The sequence below is a fragment of the Sinorhizobium sp. B11 genome (genome assembly GCA_039725955.1).
Classification (GTDB): domain Bacteria; phylum Pseudomonadota; class Alphaproteobacteria; order Rhizobiales; family Rhizobiaceae; genus Rhizobium.
In genome coordinates, this window is record CP091033.1 from 140,249 (window position 1) to 158,846 (window position 18,598).

9 protein-coding genes are annotated in these 18,598 nt (G+C 60.8%); 7 read left to right on the forward strand and 2 right to left on the reverse strand.

What is annotated here, in order from left to right; translation table 11 throughout:
* Nucleotides 1-201 precede the first annotated feature (201 nt).
* From LVY75_00675 to ugpC, 6 genes are all read left to right on the forward strand, one after another.
* Nucleotides 202-681 carry an extracellular solute-binding protein gene (locus tag LVY75_00675; GenBank protein ID XAZ20513.1) on the forward strand — a complete coding sequence of 160 codons (480 nt, stop codon included), beginning with the start codon at nt 202-204 and terminating at the stop codon, nt 679-681.
* A 306-nt stretch (nt 682-987) separates the two neighbouring features.
* Nucleotides 988-1,407, forward strand: a complete 420-nt coding sequence (locus LVY75_00680) for an extracellular solute-binding protein (GenBank protein ID XAZ20514.1) — start codon at nt 988-990, stop codon at nt 1,405-1,407.
* A 124-nt stretch (nt 1,408-1,531) separates the two neighbouring features.
* Entirely contained in the window at nt 1,532-2,440 is a 909-nt protein-coding gene (locus LVY75_00685; GenBank protein ID XAZ20515.1) for a sugar ABC transporter permease, read from the forward strand.
* Entirely contained in the window at nt 2,437-3,288 is an 852-nt protein-coding gene (locus LVY75_00690) for a carbohydrate ABC transporter permease (protein ID XAZ20516.1), read from the forward strand. Before LVY75_00685 ends, LVY75_00690 begins: the two co-directional genes overlap by 4 nt.
* 19 nt (nt 3,289-3,307) lie before the next feature.
* The gene (locus tag LVY75_00695; GenBank protein XAZ20517.1) at nt 3,308-5,899 is read left to right on the forward strand and encodes a non-lysosomal glucosylceramidase; all 2,592 of its coding nucleotides are present in this window, start codon (nt 3,308-3,310) and stop codon (nt 5,897-5,899) included.
* Nucleotides 5,899-7,002 carry a sn-glycerol-3-phosphate ABC transporter ATP-binding protein UgpC gene (ugpC, locus tag LVY75_00700; GenBank protein XAZ20518.1) on the forward strand — a complete coding sequence of 368 codons (1,104 nt, stop codon included), beginning with the start codon at nt 5,899-5,901 and terminating at the stop codon, nt 7,000-7,002. Before LVY75_00695 ends, ugpC begins: the two co-directional genes overlap by 1 nt.
* 101 nt (nt 7,003-7,103) lie before the next feature.
* Here the strand turns inward: ugpC and poxB are convergent, their stop codons facing one another.
* The gene (poxB, locus tag LVY75_00705) at nt 7,104-8,834 is read right to left on the reverse strand and encodes a ubiquinone-dependent pyruvate dehydrogenase (GenBank protein XAZ20519.1); all 1,731 of its coding nucleotides are present in this window, start codon (nt 8,832-8,834) and stop codon (nt 7,104-7,106) included.
* A gap of 225 nt (nt 8,835-9,059) precedes the next feature.
* Nucleotides 9,060-10,919, reverse strand: a complete 1,860-nt coding sequence (locus tag LVY75_00710) for a tetratricopeptide repeat protein (GenBank protein ID XAZ21386.1) — start codon at nt 10,917-10,919, stop codon at nt 9,060-9,062.
* A 1,076-nt stretch (nt 10,920-11,995) separates the two neighbouring features.
* Between LVY75_00710 and LVY75_00715 the strand changes: the two genes are divergently transcribed.
* Nucleotides 11,996-18,556: a DUF4082 domain-containing protein gene (locus tag LVY75_00715; GenBank protein ID XAZ20520.1), complete on the forward strand. Its 6,561-nt coding sequence runs from the start codon at nt 11,996-11,998 to the stop codon at nt 18,554-18,556.
* The last annotated feature ends 42 nt before the right edge of the window (nt 18,557-18,598 follow it).

Here is an 18,598-nt window from a genome sequence, read left to right on the forward strand (position 1 = left end):
GGGAGGAACTGGGTCCGCAATATTTCAGTAGGAATACACGAAACGTTTCGACCGGTGGAGGCCGGGATACGTGGCAACGCGCCGGAGGAGGCGCATCAGGGAGGATCACATGCATGAGTTCTCGCGGCGTTTCGCTGCTGATTTCGTCTGCCGCTCTTGCTGTCGGCGCAAGTGTCGGGCGCGCCTTTCGCGCACAATCGGATGTCAACGGCGACCCTGAAGATGCAGGGCTTCGGCGGTGACGCCGAGCTATCGGCCATGACCACAACGCCATTGGCGCGTTTCAACAAGAAATACCCGAACGTCAAGGTCGAGCTTTCCGTCGACCCGATTTCGACGGGGCTGGGGCGACTACGTCACCAAGGTCTTCAGCCAGTTCAATTCCGGTCAGCAGGCCGATGTCTATGGCACGGCGATCGAGACCTTCCAGAGCTTCTCGTCGCGGCAGCCTCTTTCTGCCACTCAACGATTTCGTTGCCGCAAATCCTGGCTTCTCGGACTTCGCTCCGAGCCTCTTCAAGCAGGTCGAGCTACAAGGGGGATATCAACTATATCCCGATCGGCTGGAACAACATCATGATCAACTACAACAGGGATCTGTTCGACAAGGCCGGCATTGCCTATCCGAAGGACGGCAAGTGGACCTGGGATGAGTTCCGCGACGTCGCGCCAAGAAGCTGACGATCAAGGATGCCTCCGGCAACGTTACCCAGTTCGGTTATGAAGTGCCGAACCAGAACTTCTTCATCCAGCCCTGGTTCTTCTCGAATGGTACGGGCATCATCAACGACGAGTGGACGGCGTCCAACCTGCTCGACCCCAAGGTCGCCGAAAGCCTGCAATTCCTGCATGACCTCATCCATGTCGACGGCGTCTCGCCAATCCCCGGCAAGGATACGATGGACAACCAGTTCATGGCCGGCCAGGTGGCCATGATCAGCCGCGGCCCACTGGATCATCCAGAGTGCCAAGAACAACAAGCTCAACATGGATGTCGCCATTCCGCCAAGCAAGGAAACCGACACGACCGTGATCGGCTTCGGCGGCTATGCGGTCGCCAAGACGAGCAAGCAGCCGGATCTTGCCAAGGCGCTGATCCTCGAACTGACGAGCGAGGAAACGCAGAAGGAGGAAGGCGAAAAGGGTGGCGGTGTTCCCGGCCGTAAGTCGGCCGCCGAGACGCCGGGCTTCCTGAGCTTCCCGCCGAGTGCCGCGCTCTATTACCAGACGCTGCCGAACACCAAGGCCGTGCCGTCTCCTGCCAATTTCCAGGAAGTCGAGAAGATCTTCATCCGCTATTACACGGCGATGATGGCCGGCGAAGTCAAGATCGCCGACGGCGTGAAGCAGGCGGATGCCGAGCTCAACGCTTCCTTCGAACGGCTGAAGAAGCGCATGGGCGGCTGATCGATCAAGGGTTCTCACGATCTTCCTCCCGCCGTCGCGGCCGGGTGGGCAGGTTGCCGTGACGGCATCTGCCATTCCGGGCGCGGCGAATGACAAACCATGTCCGCTATCTGAACCAGGTGCCATGACCGCGACCATTGAAAGACGCCAGACATCGCAGCTGCGCCGTGCGCAGGCTGCAACCGGCTACCTCTTCGTGCTGCCGGCAACGGTGCTTTATCTGACTTTCGTCATCGCGCCGGTCATCGTCACGACGATCCTCGCCTTTGCCTATTACGATCCCATGCTCGGCTCGCAATGGGTCGGTTTCGATAACTTCATTCGCTTCTTCACCGATCAGCGTTCGCTTCAGATCCTCTGGAACACCCTGCGCTTCGCACTCTTTGCCGTCACGTTCAACGTGTCTATCGGGCTTGTGCTGGCACTGGCACTGAACCGCGCCATGCCGGGCTGGCTGCTCTATTTCTTCAGGCTCGCCTTCTTCCTGCCCGTCATCATCGCTGCCGCCTTTGTCTCGATCGTCTGGACCTATTTCTACGGCGATGATCTTGGCGTCATCAATTATTACCTGCGGCTCCTTGGCCTTCCTGGCGTGCGCTGGCTCACCGATGCCGGCCAGGCCATGACCTCGATCATCATCATGGACGTCTGGAAGAATACCGGCTTCTTCATGATCATCTTCATCGCCGCCCTTCAGGGTGTACCGAAGAACATCCTGGAGGCGGCTGTGATGGACGGGACGCCGGCCTGGCGTCAGTTCTTCCGCATCACGCTGCCCTATATCTCGCCCGTCGTTTTCTTCTGCATCGTCTATGCCTCGATCGGTGCTTTGCAGGTGTTCGAATCTATCGTCATCCTGACACAGGGCGGTCCGGGCGATGCCACGCGCTCGCTGTCTATCCAGATCGTCGAGGAAGGCTTCGGCAGTTTCCAGATCGGCTATGCGGCCTCGATCTCTGTCGTCATGACCGTGATCATCCTCATCATCACGGCAATCCAGCAGATCCTCTCGCGTAAGTGGGTGCAGCAATGAGCAATATGATGCAGACTCGCGCCGCCCAACGCTGGATCGACTGGGCGATCATCGCCACCATGGTGGTGATGGCGATCGGCATGCTCTTGCCGTTCCTCTGGCTGTTCTCGATGTCGTTCCGTCCGGTTTCGGATGCCTACAAGCTGCCGCCGAGCTTCCTGCCGCCGAACTTCGATCTCACCAACTACCGGCAGGTACTGGCCTCGCGTGTGCCGTTCCTGGAAATCTACTTCAACTCGGTGATGATCGCCGTCATCGTCACCGTCGGCCAGATGGTGACCTGTACGCTTGCGGCCTTCGCCTTCGCCAGGCTGAATTTCCGCGGCCGCGACACCCTGTTTTTCATCCTGCTCATCGGGCTGATGTTTCCAGCACAGGTGACGATCCTGCCGATTTATCTCGGTTATGCGCGCCTCGGCCTGCTCGACAAGCCGATCGGGCTGGCGCTGATGTATCTCACGTCCAGCTTCGGCATCTTCCTGGTGCGGCAATTCATGCTCAGCCAGCCGAAGGCACTGGAAGAGGCGGCGCTTATGGATGGTGCCGGCTATTTCAAGATCTTCTGGCGGATATCGCTGCCACAGCTTCGCCCGGCGCTCTCGGCTCTCGGCATCATCACCTTCACCCAGACCTGGAACTATTATTTTCAGGCGAAAGTGCTTTTGAGCTCGAATGAATCGCTGACACTGCCGGTCGCGATGGATGTGCTGCGCGGCTACATGGCGTCAGGCAATCTCTCGGTCGTGATGGCCGCAATGAGCATGTCCATCCTGCCCGTCGTTCTCCTCTTTCTCCTCGCCCAGAAATTCGTGATCGAAGGCATCACGATGAGCGGTATCAAGAACTAACATCAGGGATATTGATTTCATGTGGGATGATCTCGCCTCCATCGAACCCCGCTTTGCCTATAAGGGCGAGCGCACGCGCTATATCGCCTTTCCGCTCGGCGGCATCGGCTCCGGCGGCCTGTCTATCTCCGGCAGCGGCCGGCTGATCGATTGGTCAATCCGCAACCGGCCTGCGCTGCAGGGCTATAACGGCTACTCGCATTTCGCCATCAAGGCCGAAAAGGATGGAGAACTCGTCGATGCCCGTGTGCTGAACGGGCCTTATGACCTGAACCCTTCCGGGGCGCCGGGGCTGCGCAAGATGTTCGATGGCTTCGGTCATGGCGCAAACCGCCAGACGCTGGTCGGCGTGCCGCATTTCCGTGAGGTCGATTTCTACGGCCGCTTCCCGACCGCCGATCTCGTCTTCAGGGATCAGCGTTTTCCGGGCGGTGTCAGGCTGGCGGCATTGAGCCCCTTCATTCCCCACAACGACCGCGATTCCTCGATGCCGGTGGCGATGTTCGAATTCGAGATCGTCAACGATACGGCGGACGAACTGACCTACACGCTTGCCGGCACGCTCGGCAATTACGGCTCGAACAGCGGTATCCATACCTTCAGGCAGGAAGGCGGCATCAGCAGCCTGCATCTGACTTCGTCCGATACGACGTTGTCGGCAACACAACGCGGCGATCTGACGATCGCAACGGACGCTGACGATGTCGACCATACGGACCATCATTATCGGGGCCAATGGTTCGATGATCTCTCTGTCTACTGGAAGGAGTTTGCAAGACCCGGTCGCCTGCCGAAACGGCACTATGATGAGCCTCGCACCTCTCGACACATGAGCCTGCAACCGGAACACGGCACGCTCGGTGCCCGCTTCGCCGTCGCCCCTGGCGAACGCAGGAAGGTGCGCTTCGTCATCACATGGAACTTCCCGCATGGGGATGTCTATTGGGCCTATCGCGACAAGCCGGATGGCGCCATTCCCGATCGGCCGACGCCGAGCTGGACGAACTATTATGCGACGCAATGGGCAGATTCCACCGCTAGCGCCACCGAGGCGCTAACACGTTGGGACACGTTGCATGCGAATACCGCGGCCTTTCGCGATGGATTGTTCGACACAACGCTTCCGGCGGAAGTCAAGGATGCGGCGAGTGCGACCCTGGCGCTGCTGCGCACTGCCACCTGCATCCGCCTGGAAAATGGCGCGCTCTGGGCCTGGGAAGGCCAGCATAGCCAGGATGGCTCCTGTGAGGGAACCTGCACCCATGTCTGGAATTACCAGCAGGCGGTCTCGCACCTCTTTCCCGCCATCGAGCGGACGCTGCGTGAGACCGAATTTACCTATAATCAGTTGCCGACCGGGGGGTTGACCTTCCGCCAGAAGCTGCCGCTGGGTTCCGGCTTCGATATCATCGGCCCCTGCGCCGACGGCCATTTCGGTGCGATCATCAAAACCTACCGGGACTGGAAGCTCTGCGGCGATACCGATTGGCTCCGCCGTTACTGGCCTAGTGTCAAACGGGCGATCGAATATGCCTGGTCGTCGGAAAACCCTGACCACTGGGATCCCGACCAGACCGGTATTCTCTCCGGCCGCCAGCATCAGACGCTCGACATGGAACTGTTCGGCCCGAATTCTTGGCTCGCCTCCATGTATGTGGCGGCCCTGCTCGGTGTTTCCGAAATGGCGGCGGTCCTCGGCGATACGGACCTGTCGGAAAAGACGGCGCGCATGGGCAAGGCAGGTGCGGCCTACATCAATTCCGAGCTCTTCAACGGCCGCTGGTTCATCCAGAAGGTCGACCTCTCTGACAAGGGCGTGCTGATACCCTTCGATGTCGGCCGCGCGGCCGGGGTCCTCGCCGACGGTTTCATGGAAACCTACTGGTCGGAGGAGTTTCAGGAGCTCAAATATCAGATGGGCGAGGGCTGCATCTCCGATCAGATCCTCGGCCAGTGGCATGCCGAGGTCGCCGGTATCGGCGGGTTCCTTGACGTAGACAAGGTGAGGACCGCGCTGAAATCGGTGCACAGGAACAATTTCCGCCCGACGCTTGAGGATCACTTCAATCCCTGCCGCAACTATGCCTATGAAGACGAGGCAGGGCTTTTGATCGCAACCTATCCTGAAGGCATCCGCCAGCCGATGGTCGCGGCTCCCTATGCCGAAGAGGTCTGGACTGGCATCGAATATATGGCTGCCTCGCATCTCATCATGCACGGCCTTATCGAAGAGGGCATGGATATCGTCTGCGGTGCGCGCAACCGGCATGACGGTTCGCGCCGCAATCCCTGGAACGACATCGAATGCGGTTCCTATTACGCACGCTCGATGTCGGCCTGGCAGTTGGTCAACGCCTTCTCGGGCCTCAGCGCCGATTTCGTCTCGGGCACGCTCGCCTTCGCACCGAAAGTGAAGGGCGATTATCGTCTGTTTTGGTCAGCCGGCAGCGCTTTCGGCACATTGACCCGCGAAGGTGACGGCCTCATTCTCGCGGTGCTCGGAGGCAACCTCAATGCCGCCGAAATCTCGGTGGACGGGCTGACGCATCGTCTTCCGGGCACGACGTCCATCGCAGCGGGCCAGTCGATCGAACTTAAGACGGTGGCATAATGGCCGGTATTGAACTCAGGGCAGTCCGCAAGGCCTTTCAAAGTCTCGAAGTCATACACGGCATCGACCTGACTATCGCCGACGGTTCGTTCACCGTCTTTGTCGGGCCTTCAGGCTGCGGCAAGTCGACCCTGCTGCGCATGATGGCAGGGCTGGAGGAAGTCACGTCGGGGGAAATCCGTATCGATGGCATGCGCTGCGACCATCTTATGCCATCCGCGCGCGGCATGGCGATGGTCTTCCAGTCCTATGCGCTTTATCCGCATATGAGCGTCGAGCAGAACCTCAAATTCGGCCTGGAAAATCAGAAGCTTGGCAAGCCGGAAATTACTGCCCGCGTCGCCAAGGCGGCCAATATTCTGCAGATCGAGCACCTTATGGCCCGTCGGCCGAGCCAGCTTTCCGGCGGCCAGAGCCAGCGCGTCGCGATCGGGCGCGCCATCGTCAAGGAACCGAAGGCCTTTCTCTTCGACGAACCGCTCTCCAATCTTGATGCCGAACTGCGCGTGAAGATGCGCGGGGAACTGATCAGCCTGCATCGGCGGCTGAAGTCGACAATGGTCTACGTGACGCACGATCAGGTCGAGGCAATGACCATGGCAGACCAGATCGTCGTGCTCAACGAAGGCCGCATCGAACAGGTCGGCCCGCCGATCGAGCTATACGCACGCCCGGCCAACCTCTTCGTCGCCCGCTTTCTTGGTGCGCCGCCCATGAACCTTCTCACGGGCCGCATCGCGCGCATTGGTGGCCTGATGGGGATTACGCTGGAGGACGGCACCCATATTCCCTTGCCCGGTCGGCAGGTCGATCTGCCTGACGGCGCTCCGGTCACGTTCGGAGTAAGGCCCGAACATTGCGAGATCGGGGAGGGCAGCCTGGAGATCACTGTCGGCGACACCGAAATCCTTGGATCGGAAACGATCATCCACGCCGAGACTGCGACCGGAAATGGCTTTACCGTGGCACTGCGCGGCATCAGCCGTGCAGCCGCCGGCGCACGAATACCGATCGTCATCCGCGAGCCTTTCGTTCATTTGTTCAACGAGGCCGGTGTGACGATCGGTTCCAACGGTGATTGGCGCGATGCCTATCTGAACTGAACCAAGCTCAAAGCGGTTACAGCAGTATCGGTCGGTGCCGAGCGCTCGATGGGCTCTTTCCCGCAGGCTATTCCGGCGCCGACCGACGGCGGCATTCGCCGTCAGCGAGACAGGAAATTTGAGACCGTCAGGTCGACGAGTTCGTCTCCACGGCCGTTCATCACCGCGCGAATGGCCCAGAGACCGAAACCTTTCACCTGCGCTGCTTCGATCCGGGGCGGCATCGACAGTTCCTGCGTATTGGTGACGACGACGTCGAGCAGTGCCGGACCAGGATGCGCCAGAATTTCCCTGATGGCACCGTCGAGTTCGGCGGGGCTCTCCACGCGAATGCCATGGACTCCCGCCGCCCGAGCGACAGCTGCAAAATCCGGATTCTTGAGTTCGGTACCCGTCTCGAGGAAGCCTGAAGCCTTCATTTCCATTGCCACGAAACCGAGAACGGAATTGTTGAATACAACAACCTTCACCGGCAGGTTTTGCTGAACGAGCGTCAGGAAGTCGCCCATCAGCATGGCAAAGCCGCCATCGCCGGACATGCTGATGATCTGGCGTCCCTTGTATGTTGCCTGCGCCCCGATCGCCTGAGGAAGTGCGTTGGCCATCGATCCGTGAACCAGGGATCCGATGAGGCGACGCTTTCCGTTCATTTTCAGGTAGCGGGCCGCCCAGATCGTGGGGGTCCCGACATCGAAGGTGAAAACCGCATCGTCGGACGCATGCTCGCTCAGAAGGCGTGCCACATATTGCGGATGAATCTTGCCGCCCTCTCGGCCTGTGGCGAGGTCGTCGAGGCCCTCACGCGCCTTCCTGTAGGCCGCAAGGCAAGCATCGAGATGATCCCTGTCGGTTCGCTCCATCAGCTTCGGCAGCGTTGCCGCCAGTGTCGATTTGACGTCGCCGACGATTGCAAGATCGAGCGAGGCCCGGCGGCCGAGATTCTCCGGTCGAATATCCACCTGCACGATCTTGGCGTCGGTTGGGTAGAACTGCCGGTATGGGAAATCGGTGCCGAGCATGAGAAGCGTGTCGCACTCTAGCATGGCCTTGTAGCCCGAGGAAAAGCCGATTAGACCGGTCATGCCGACATCGAAGGGATTGTCCCACTCGACATGTTCCTTGCCGCCGAGCGCGTGGACAACAGGCGCCTTCAGCCGGTCCGCAAAGGCGATCAACTCGTCATGCGCTCCTTCGCAGCCGCGTCCGCAGAGAAGGGTAACCTTCGAGCTGTTATTGAGTAGTTCCGACAGTCGATCGATCTGATCGTTCGCCGGCACGACGTTCGGTTGGGCCAGCGTGAGTGCGGCCGGTGTCGAAATCTTCGCCGTGAAATCGGTCAATGCCACGTCGCCCGAAATAACCACGACGGCAACGCCTCGCTTTCCGATGGCCGTGCGAATGGCCGTCTCGATGACTGCGGGCAATTGCTCGGGATGGCTGACAAGCTCGCAATAGTGGCTGCATTCCCGGAAAAGCTGGTCCGGATGCGTTTCCTGGAAATAGCCCCTGCCGATTTCGGCCGACGGTATCTGGGCGGCAATGGCGAGGACCGGGACGCGTGAGCGATGGCAATCGAACAGGCCGTTGATGAGGTGGAGGTTGCCCGGGCCGCAGCTTCCGGCGCACACGGCCAGTTCGCCGCTGAGATGGGCTTCGGCCCCGGCCGCGAAAGCGGCTGTCTCTTCGTGGCGGGTATGAACCCACTCGATGTCGCCTCGCTTTCGCAGCGCTTCCGTGAGCCCGTTCAAGCTGTCGCCGACCACCCCATATATCCGTTTGACGCCGGCCGAATGCAGCACCTCTGTCAGGACATCAGCTACTTTGGATTTCATCGAAGGGCTCCCGGGCTCTGGGTTTCAGGTGAATGGTAAAAGGAAGCTAGGCCTCGCCCTGAGCTTCTCAACCCGGAGAGATATCAGAGTGGCGGAGACACCCAACTGGACCTTGGTATAGGCGCTCGCCGTGAAAAGGCCGCTTGCCTGATATCCCGTGGAACGGCGTGCCGGCCAAGCGCACAGGCGCGCTCGGCTCTCCCATTAGCGTCCTTTTACCGCGACCTATGCCTCGATCCGTTCCCGCCCCTTCATCGCTTCCGCGACAAGTTTCATGAAACGCGGATCCTTGCGCAGGTTGTCCAGGTCTGAATCATGAGTGAACCATTTGATATGGTAGACCGAGGTACGGGGCAGCAAGCCCTCCAGGATATCGATCGCACGTTCCACATGGCCGAGCACGGAGTGGACGCAGGCGAGATTATATTGGGCGACGATATCATCGGGATCGATGGCGCTCGCCCGAGCGGCCCAGTCGCAGGCTCGCGCTGCTTCGCCGAGATGGGCAAGGGCAAGCGCGCCGCGATGGGCGGGGCCGGAGTTTTCCGGATTCTGATTGAGCGCCCGCTCGGCTCTTTCAATGCCTTTTCGCGCCCAGCTTTCCCGGTCCGCCGTCCGTCCGAGAGAGTGGTATGAGGACATCAGATGGATCGGCGAAACATAGTCGTCGGGGCGGATTTCGGCGGCGCGGCTAAAGTAATGCACCGCTTCGGCGAAATTCCCGTGCATGAAGAAGATGCGGGCATAGTGGAAATTTGCTTCATAGAGGTTGGGATCGAGGGAAAGCGCCCGTTCGAAGCATGCCGTTGCCTCGTCGTCCTCGCCCTTCTGATGCAGTGCGAGGCCGCGGGAGGCATGAGCCTCGGCGAGGTCGGGATCGAGTTCCAGGGCCTTGGCGCTCATGGCGAGGATGCGCTCCAGGGGCACATCGTCGGGAGCCCAGTCGCGGATCGCCGCATCGCAATCGGCGATGCCTGCATAGGCACGGCCATAATCCGGATCCAGTTCGACGGCCTTGTAGAACATGCGCCGGGCAAGCTGCAGATAGGACTTGGTCCAGCTATGGGAGAGCTGTCGGCCTCTCAGGTAGTAGGTATAGGCCTCGACATTGGCCGTCGGCTCGGCGGCAATGGCCTTGCGCTCTTCCGGCAGCAACCGCACCTTCAATTGGCTGACGATCGCGTTGGTGATCTCATCCTGGATGGCGAAGATATCGGTGAGGTCTCGATCAAAGCGTTCGGCCCACAGATGATCACCGTTCGCCGTGTCAATCAGCTGGCCGGAGATGCGCACCCGCGTGCCGACGATGCGCACACTGCCTTCCAGCATGTAACGCACGCCGAGTTCCTGGGCGACCTGCTTCACCCTCACCGATGTGCCCTTGTACGTGAAGACGGTATTGCGCGGCACCACATGGAGGCTGGAGACCTTGGAAAGATCGGTGATGATGTCCTCGGTGATGCCGTCGGAGAAGTAATCCTGATCGGCATCGCCGCTCATGTTGGTGAAGGGCAGGACGGCGATGAAACAGGTATTGCGGTTCTGCGCGACGAAGCGGGTAGAACTCGGCTTTTCGAAGGAAACCGTGTAAACCTGCACCGGCTGCCGGATGTTTTTGAACACGTGTTCACCTAAAAAATCGAAGCCGAGATTGAGGCGTGTGCCGACTTGATCCCGCACGATTGCCGACACCGCAATGCCGCCGGCCGGAGCAATACCTTCCAGACGCGCGGCAACGTTGACGCCGTCGCCGAAGATATCGTCATTTTCGACGACGACATCGCCGAGATTGATGCCGATGCGGAATTCGACGCGCTCTTCCTTGGCCACGTTTTCATTGCGCACGGCCATGGTGCGCTGGATTTCGGCAGCGCAGGCCACGGCGTTCACGACGCTCTGAAACTCGGCCAGGATGCCGTCGCCGGTCAGTTTGACGATGCGGCCCTTGTAATCGGATATGCGGATGTCGACCAGTTCGCAGCGATGGCGGTTCAAAGCCTGCAGCGTGCCCGTCTCGTCTATGCCCATGAGCCGGCTGTATCCGACCACATCGGCAGCGAGGATGGCACTCAATCGCCGCTCCATGATCCTCTCCATGGATTGTCTCATGTCAGTGTCTCGCTTTTTCCAGATTTTGACCGCGCTAGGGCTCCCTCCCATGCAGCCGAAATCTTTCGATTCGGCATGCTGTCACGGCGGCGCAGAGCCTATATCGTTACGGCTCAGCATCAATACTCCGAACGGGCGAAGATTGCGCCAAACGATAGCTCTTTCGGATGGGAAAGACCCCGGCCTTGTCGTGGTGCTCAATTTTGAGGCCGTGCATCGATTTTGGACGGCGTCTCGGAGGAGGGATCCGCAGCACAGCGTTCGAACCCGCCCCCGACATCATCTCGGTGCCCGTTGCGCGGAAGAGCGACTTGTGTTCCGCGAAGAGGAGTTGGCAATGGAGAGCGACTGATTGCCAGTTGCTAAGTCTCCAAGGCAGCAAGCTTTGCCGAGTTTGCCAGCAACGATTCGTAATACGAAGCAGATCCGACGGTCGCACCGCTCGTCGCTCGGCGAAAGGCAAGTCACGGCTCTGCGCGAAAGCCCGTTTGCCTTAAAGGATGCCGCCTCTAGGTCAAAATGGGTAGGATATACTCGTCCATTTTCGATTATAATTGGAGGTCCGCGTATCGAACGATCCTCATAGATTTGGTCCTGACAATTTCGCGAGAGGGCACGCCATGTATCGCAACGCTCGCCGGTGGGCTTCGCGCTCACTTCTGCTGGATTCGTGGGCTCCCCGTTGGTTGGGTGTTGGTGGAAAGGCAAAGCCTCGTAAGAATGCCGAGCGGCCCGAGGATACTGCTCAGCTTGCCACATCCGTGCAGACAACGGGCGAAAGCACGGGAAGCAACCTTGTCGGCAATCCCGACGACAGCTCTGCGCTCGGCGGACAGGATAAAGAATCAAGAGTGGACGCGATCGGCGAAGCAGATCTTCAGAGCGATCTGGACCCCGTGTCCCCATCCTTGGCCGAGGCTTTCGCGGCCGCGCGCGAAACGGGCGTTCGAAGCGGAGGCTTAGCCGCGTCTGTCCTGTCGGCCCATGGTCCGGTTTTTGCAGCTTTCGGGCAGAACGCGAATGGTTACCGCAGTTATGCCGGCATTGGCACCATGGGCGAGGATCCCCTGGCCCCTTATCTGCCGCAGAGCCCCGGACCGGCAGTATCAGGACAAGGTTCCGCTGCCGTAGCAGGCGGGCGCTCTCACTCCGGCAAGGTGGTCATCCTCGAAACGAGCCCGTCGGCAGCAGCGGTGGCTGCACATCACGGCGGATCGAATTCACTGGCGTTCGGCATGCCTTTCGGTGTCTGCGGCTGCGGCTACTTCACATCCCCCACGCGGATTCTCGATTGGGCCCATGGCGGCGCCATGCTTCAGCAGGATGGTCAATTGCCGGGGACAAGGCTGACCGAAGGGCCGGACTATGTAGCCACGATCAAGCGAGCCATCGGCGCATCAGTCAGCGACCCGCTTCTCGATCGCAACTTATCCCCGCTGTCGAACTGGCGGGCGACCGTTACCTCGACGAATTTGTCGAACTTCAACGGATCGTTGCCCGGCGGCGGAGAAATGGGAACGTTAACCGGCACCAAGGGTCGAGGGGTCCTTTCCGGCTCGGTCACCACACCCCCGATCACGCAGCGGTCTTTGGCGACGCAAAGTCTGGCAGCCGCAGCGGCGCCCGCCAACAAGGTCGTGGCGGAAAATCTGCTGCAGGGCAATCCGGAGAGCGAGTGGGGCATCGACGGCGCCGGCAGCTCCAATATCGAGGGATTCGCGACCGATATCAGCGTCGATAACGGTAAGACGATCAGCTTCAAGATCGACACCGATTCCAACAATTACAGGATCGATATCTACCGCCTCGGCTATTATGGCGGCATGGGTGCGCGCAAGGTCACGACCATTCAGCACACCGGCGTGCAGAACCAACCCAATCCGTTGCGCAATGCCACGACCGGCACCGTGGATGCCGGTAACTGGGCCGTGTCGGCCTCTTGGACCGTGCCTGAAGATGCCGTTTCAGGCGTTTATATCGCCAAGCTCGTGCGACAGGACGGCACCTTCGGCGAAAATCAGATCCCTTTCATCGTGCGCGACGACGACAGCCACAGCGATATCGTCTTCCAGACCGCTGACCAGACCTGGCAAGCCTATAACGGCTGGGGTGGTGCAAACTTCTACGGCGGTAATGGTCCGGCAACGGGGCAGGGCGCTGGTCGCGCCTATGCTGTCAGTTACAACAGGCCGATTGCGACCCGTGGCGGGGTTGGCACGTATGCCGGTCCGCAGGACTACCTGTTCGGCGCTGAATATGCAGGCATCTACTGGCTGGAGCAGAACGGCTACGATGTTTCGTACCTGTCAGGTGTGGACGTCGACCGCTATGGCAGCCTGCTGCTCAATCACAAGACCTATATTGATGCCGGGCATGACGAATACTGGTCCGGTCAGCAGAGGACGAATGTCGAAGCCGCGCGCGATGCGGGCGTCAACCTGATGTTCTGGAGCGGTAACGAGGTCTATTGGCGCACCCGTTGGGGCAATGCCTACAGCGCCGACGGCACGCCTTATCGAACCCTGATTTCCTACAAGGAGACCTGGTCGCCCGGCGCCAGCATCGATCCTTCCAACCAGTGGACGGGTACCTTCCGCGATCCGCGTCTCAGCCCACCCGCGATCGGCGGCGGAAACCCGGAAAACTCGCTGACCGGACAGTTGTTCAAGGTCGATGATGTCGGCAGCAATCTCAGCGCGATCACCGTTGGATATGATGATGCCAACCTGCGTTTCTGGCGCAATACCAGCGTCGCCAATCTTCAGCCCGGCCAGACGGCAACGCTGACCAAGAACTATCTTGGTTACGAATGGGATGAAGCGCCTGACAACGGCTTTGATCCCGCCGGCCTCGTCAAGCTGTCGTCGACGACGCTTCCGGTCAGCACCTATTTGCTCGATTACGGAAACACGACCGGTAACGCGACCGCGACCCACAATCTGACGCTCTATCGTGCGCCGAGCGGCGCACTGGTGTTCGGCGCCGGTACCGTCTACTGGACATGGGGCTTAAGCAACAATCACGATAATGAGGCAACCCCGACCGATCCCCGCGTACAGCAGGCAATGGTCAATCTGCTGGCCGACATGGGCATTCAGCCCGGGACGCTGCAGTCCGGCCTTGTCGCCACGACAGGCTCCACCGATCACGTCGCGCCGACCTCCATCATCACCGTGCCATCAACGGCGACCGTCGGCTCTACAGTTACGATCACGGGGACCGCCACCGACACGGGCGGCGGGGTCATTGCCGGTGTCGAGGTCTCGACCGACAATGGGGCGAGCTGGCATCCGGCGACGGGCGATGAAAACTGGACATATACATGGTCGCCGCAGGTGGCGGGCAGCTACACGATCCGGTCACGGGCAGTCGACGACAGCATCAACCTTGAGACCCCTTCGGCGGGACGCACGGTCACCGTCACCGGGGCGAGCTACACGTCGCTCTTCGGCTCGGCGACGCCGGCTGTCGTCAACACCGATGATACGTCGGCCGTTGAGCTCGGGGTCAAATTCCAGACCTCCGCGGCAGGCACCGTCACCGGCATTCGCTTTTACAAGGGCAGCCAGGATACCGGCACGCATACCGGTTCACTCTGGTCGAGCACCGGTACGCGGCTTGCGACCCTCACCTTCACGAACGAAACTGCCAGCGGCTGGCAGATCGCCTATTTTTCGAGCCCGGTGGCGTTGACGGCCGGTCAGACCTACACGGCGTCCTACCACACCGATACCGGCCACTATTCGACAACCGCCAATTACTTCGTCTCCAACGTGACGAGCGGCTCCCTGACGGCGCCGGCCAGTGGCAACGGCGTATATGCCTATGGCAGCAACAGCCTCTTCCCTACGAGCACCTTCGAACAGACCAACTATTGGGTCGACGTGATGTTCACCACGCCGGGCTCCAACACGACGCCAACGGCGGTTGCCGATGCTGGCGACGCGACCGAGAAGGGTGGTGTGGCCAATGGTTCGGGCGGCGCGGTTGCGAGCGGCAACGTGCTGACCAACGACACCGATCCGGATGCCGGCGACACCAAGACGGTCACGGCCGTGGTCTTCGGTTCGACATCGGGCACGCTCGGCACGGCGCTGAACGGCACCTATGGCAGCCTCGTGCTCAATGCATCGGGTGCCTATAGCTATGCCGTCAACGAGACCAATGCCGCCGTCCAGGGGCTGCGCCAGTCGACCAATACGCTGAGCGATGTCTTCAGCTACACGATGCGTGACACGGCCGGGGCCACCGCGACGGCCAGCCTGACCATCACCATCCATGGCGCCAATGACGCACCGGTGCTCGCCGTCCAGACGGCGACCCAGAACGCCACCGTCGGCTCTGCCTTCTCCTTCGCGGTGCCGACGACGACCTTCACCGATGTCGACAGCGGCGAGACGCTGACCTATTCGGCAACGGCCGCCGACGGTACGGCGCTGCCCACCTGGCTGAGCTTCAATGCCACGACCCGGACATTCTCCGGCACGCCCACGATATCAGGCACTTACGGCGTCAAGGTAACGGCGACAGACCTCGGTGGCCTTTCGGCCAACGAGACCTTCAGCATCGCCGTATCGACGCCTGGCAATACGACGCCAACGGCGGTTGCCGATGCTGGCGACGCGACCGAGAAGGGTGGTGTGGCCAATGGTTCGGGCGGCGCGGTTGCGAGCGGCAACGTGCTGACCAACGACACCGATCCGGATGCCGGCGACACCAAGACGGTCACGGCCGTGGTCTTCGGCTCGACATCGGGCACGCTCGGCACGGCGCTGAACGGCACCTATGGCAGCCTCGTGCTCAATGCATCGGGTGCCTATAGCTATGCCGTCAACGAGACCAATGCCGCTGTCCAGGGGCTGCGCCAGTCGACCAATACGCTGAGCGATGTCTTCAGCTACACGATGCGCGACACGGCCGGGGCCACCGCCACGGCCAGCCTGACCATCACCATCCATGGCGCCAATGACGCACCGGTGCTGGCCGTTCAGACGGCGACCCAGAACGCCACCGTCGGCTCTGCCTTCTCCTTCGCGGTTCCGACGACGACCTTCACCGATGTCGACAGCGGCGAGACGCTGACCTACTCGGCAACGGCCGCCGACGGTACGGCGCTGCCCACCTGGCTGAGCTTCAATGCCACGACCCGGACGTTCAGTGGTACGCCCACGATATCAGGCACTTACGGCGTCAAGGTAACGGCGACCGATCTCGGTGGTCTTTCGGCCAACGAGACCTTCAGTGTCGCAGTGTCGGCAGCACCAACGACCTACAGCCTGTTCTCCGCCTCCAGCACGCCGACCCAGACGAACCTCAACGACGGTCAGCAGCTTGAGCTCGGCGTCAAGTTCCAGTCGAATGTTGGCGGCGACATTACCGGCATCAAGTTCTATCGCAGCGCCAACGACAACGGACAGAACGTCGTCGACCTGTGGAGTTCCACCGGCACCAAACTCGCGACGGCCACCTTCACCAACACCACGGCAAGCGGCTGGCAGACGGTCAACTTTACAACACCCGTCACCATCACAGCCAATACCACCTATGTCGCCTCCTATCACACAACAGGCGCTTACGTCGCGACCAACAATTTCTATACAACGGCCGTCACCAGCGGCCCGCTGACGGCGACAGCCAGTGGCAATGGCGTCTACCGCTATGGCGGATCGGCCACGACAGGTATTTTCCCGAACGCCACCTACGGTGCCGCCAATTACTATGCCGATGTGGTCTTCCGCCCCTCGACCGCGAACAATACGACGCCAACGGCGGTTGCCGATGCTGGCGACGCGACCGAGAAGGGTGGTGTGGCCAATGGTTCGGGCGGCGCGGTTGCGAGCGGCAACGTGCTGACCAACGACACCGATCCGGATGCCGGCGACACCAAGACGGTCACGGCCGTGGTCTTCGGTTCGACATCGGGCACGCTCGGCACGGCGCTGAACGGCACCTATGGCAGCCTCGTGCTCAATGCATCGGGTGCCTATAGCTATGCCGTCAACGAGACCAATGCCGCCGTCCAGGGGCTGCGCCAGTCGACCAATACGCTGAGCGATGTCTTCAGCTACACGATGCGTGACACGGCCGGGGCCACCGCGACGGCCAGCCTGACCATCACCATCCATGGCGCCAATGACGCACCGGTGCTGGCCGTCCAGACGGCGACCCAGAACGCCACCGTCGGCTCTGCCTTCTCCTTCGCGGTGCCGACCACGACCTTCACCGATGTCGACAGCGGCGAGACGCTGACCTATTCGGCAACGGCTGCTGATGGCACGGCGCTTCCCGCCTGGCTGAGCTTCAATGCCACGACACGGACGTTCAGTGGTACGCCGACGACAGGCGGAAGCTATGGCGTCAAGGTAACGGCGACAGACCTCGGTGGCCTTTCGGCCAACGAGACCTTCAGCATCGCCGTATCGACGCCTGGCAATACGACGCCAACGGCGGTTGCCGATGCTGGCGACGCGACCGAGAAGGGTGGGGTGGCCAATGGTTCGGGCGGTGCGGTTGCGAGCGGCAACGTGCTGACCAACGACACCGATCCGGATGCCGGCGACACCAAGACGGTCACGGCCGTGGTCTTCGGCTCGACATCGGGCACGCTCGGCACGGCGCTGAACGGCACCTATGGCAGCCTCGTGCTCAATGCATCGGGTGCCTATAGCTATGCCGTCAACGAGACCAATGCCGCTGTCCAGGGGCTGCGCCAGTCGACCAATACGCTGAGCGATGTCTTCAGCTACACGATGCGCGACACGGCCGGGGCCACCGCCACGGCCAGCCTGACCATCACCATCCATGGCGCCAATGACGCACCGGTGCTGGCCGTTCAGACGGCGACCCAGAACGCCACCGTCGGCTCTGCCTTCTCCTTCGCGGTGCCGACGACGACCTTCACCGATGTCGACAGCGGCGAGACGCTGACCTACTCGGCAACGGCCGCCGACGGTACGGCGCTGCCCACCTGGCTGAGCTTCAATGCCACGACCCGGACGTTCAGTGGTACGCCCACGATATCAGGCACTTACGGCGTCAAGGTAACGGCGACCGATCTCGGTGGTCTTTCGGCCAACGAGACCTTCAGTGTCGCAGTGTCGGCAGCACCAACGACCTACAGCCTGTTCTCCGCCTCCAGCACGCCGACCCAGACGAACCTCAACGACGGTCAGCAGCTTGAGCTCGGCGTCAAGTTCCAGTCGAATGTTGGCGGCGACATTACCGGCATCAAGTTCTATCGCAGCGCCAACGACAACGGACAGAACGTCGTCGACCTGTGGAGTTCCACCGGCACCAAGCTCGCGACCGCCACCTTCACCAACACCACGGCAAGCGGCTGGCAGACGGTCAACTTTACAACACCCGTCACCATCACAGCCAATACCACCTATGTCGCCTCCTATCACACAACAGGCGCTTACGTCGCGACGGATGCCTTCTTCAACAATGCCGTGACAAATGGTCCGCTGACGGCCCAGTCCAGTGCCGCGGCCGGCGGGAACGGTGTCTACGCCTATGGCGGATCGGCGACCACGGGGCTCTTCCCGAGCAATACCTATGATTCAGCCAATTACTATGCCGATGTGATCTTCCGCCCGCAGCTTGCCGCATGACCTATCACAAGGAGATTACGAAGGATTCGTATGAGGCTTATA

Coding starts and splice junctions, on each gene's coding strand:
- LVY75_00685 (XAZ20515.1), top strand. CDS start 1,532: ATGACCGCGACCATTGAAAGACGCCAGACATCGCAGCTGCGCCGTGCG.
- LVY75_00715 (XAZ20520.1), top strand. CDS start 11,996: ATGGGCGAGGATCCCCTGGCCCCTTATCTGCCGCAGAGCCCCGGACCG.
- LVY75_00690 (XAZ20516.1), top strand. CDS start 2,437: ATGAGCAATATGATGCAGACTCGCGCCGCCCAACGCTGGATCGACTGG.
- poxB (XAZ20519.1), bottom strand. CDS start 8,834: ATGAAATCCAAAGTAGCTGATGTCCTGACAGAGGTGCTGCATTCGGCC.
- LVY75_00680 (XAZ20514.1), top strand. CDS start 988: ATGGATGTCGCCATTCCGCCAAGCAAGGAAACCGACACGACCGTGATC.
- LVY75_00710 (XAZ21386.1), bottom strand. CDS start 10,919: ATGGAGCGGCGATTGAGTGCCATCCTCGCTGCCGATGTGGTCGGATAC.
- ugpC (XAZ20518.1), top strand. CDS start 5,899: ATGGCCGGTATTGAACTCAGGGCAGTCCGCAAGGCCTTTCAAAGTCTC.
- LVY75_00695 (XAZ20517.1), top strand. CDS start 3,308: ATGTGGGATGATCTCGCCTCCATCGAACCCCGCTTTGCCTATAAGGGC.
- LVY75_00675 (XAZ20513.1), top strand. CDS start 202: ATGTCAACGGCGACCCTGAAGATGCAGGGCTTCGGCGGTGACGCCGAG.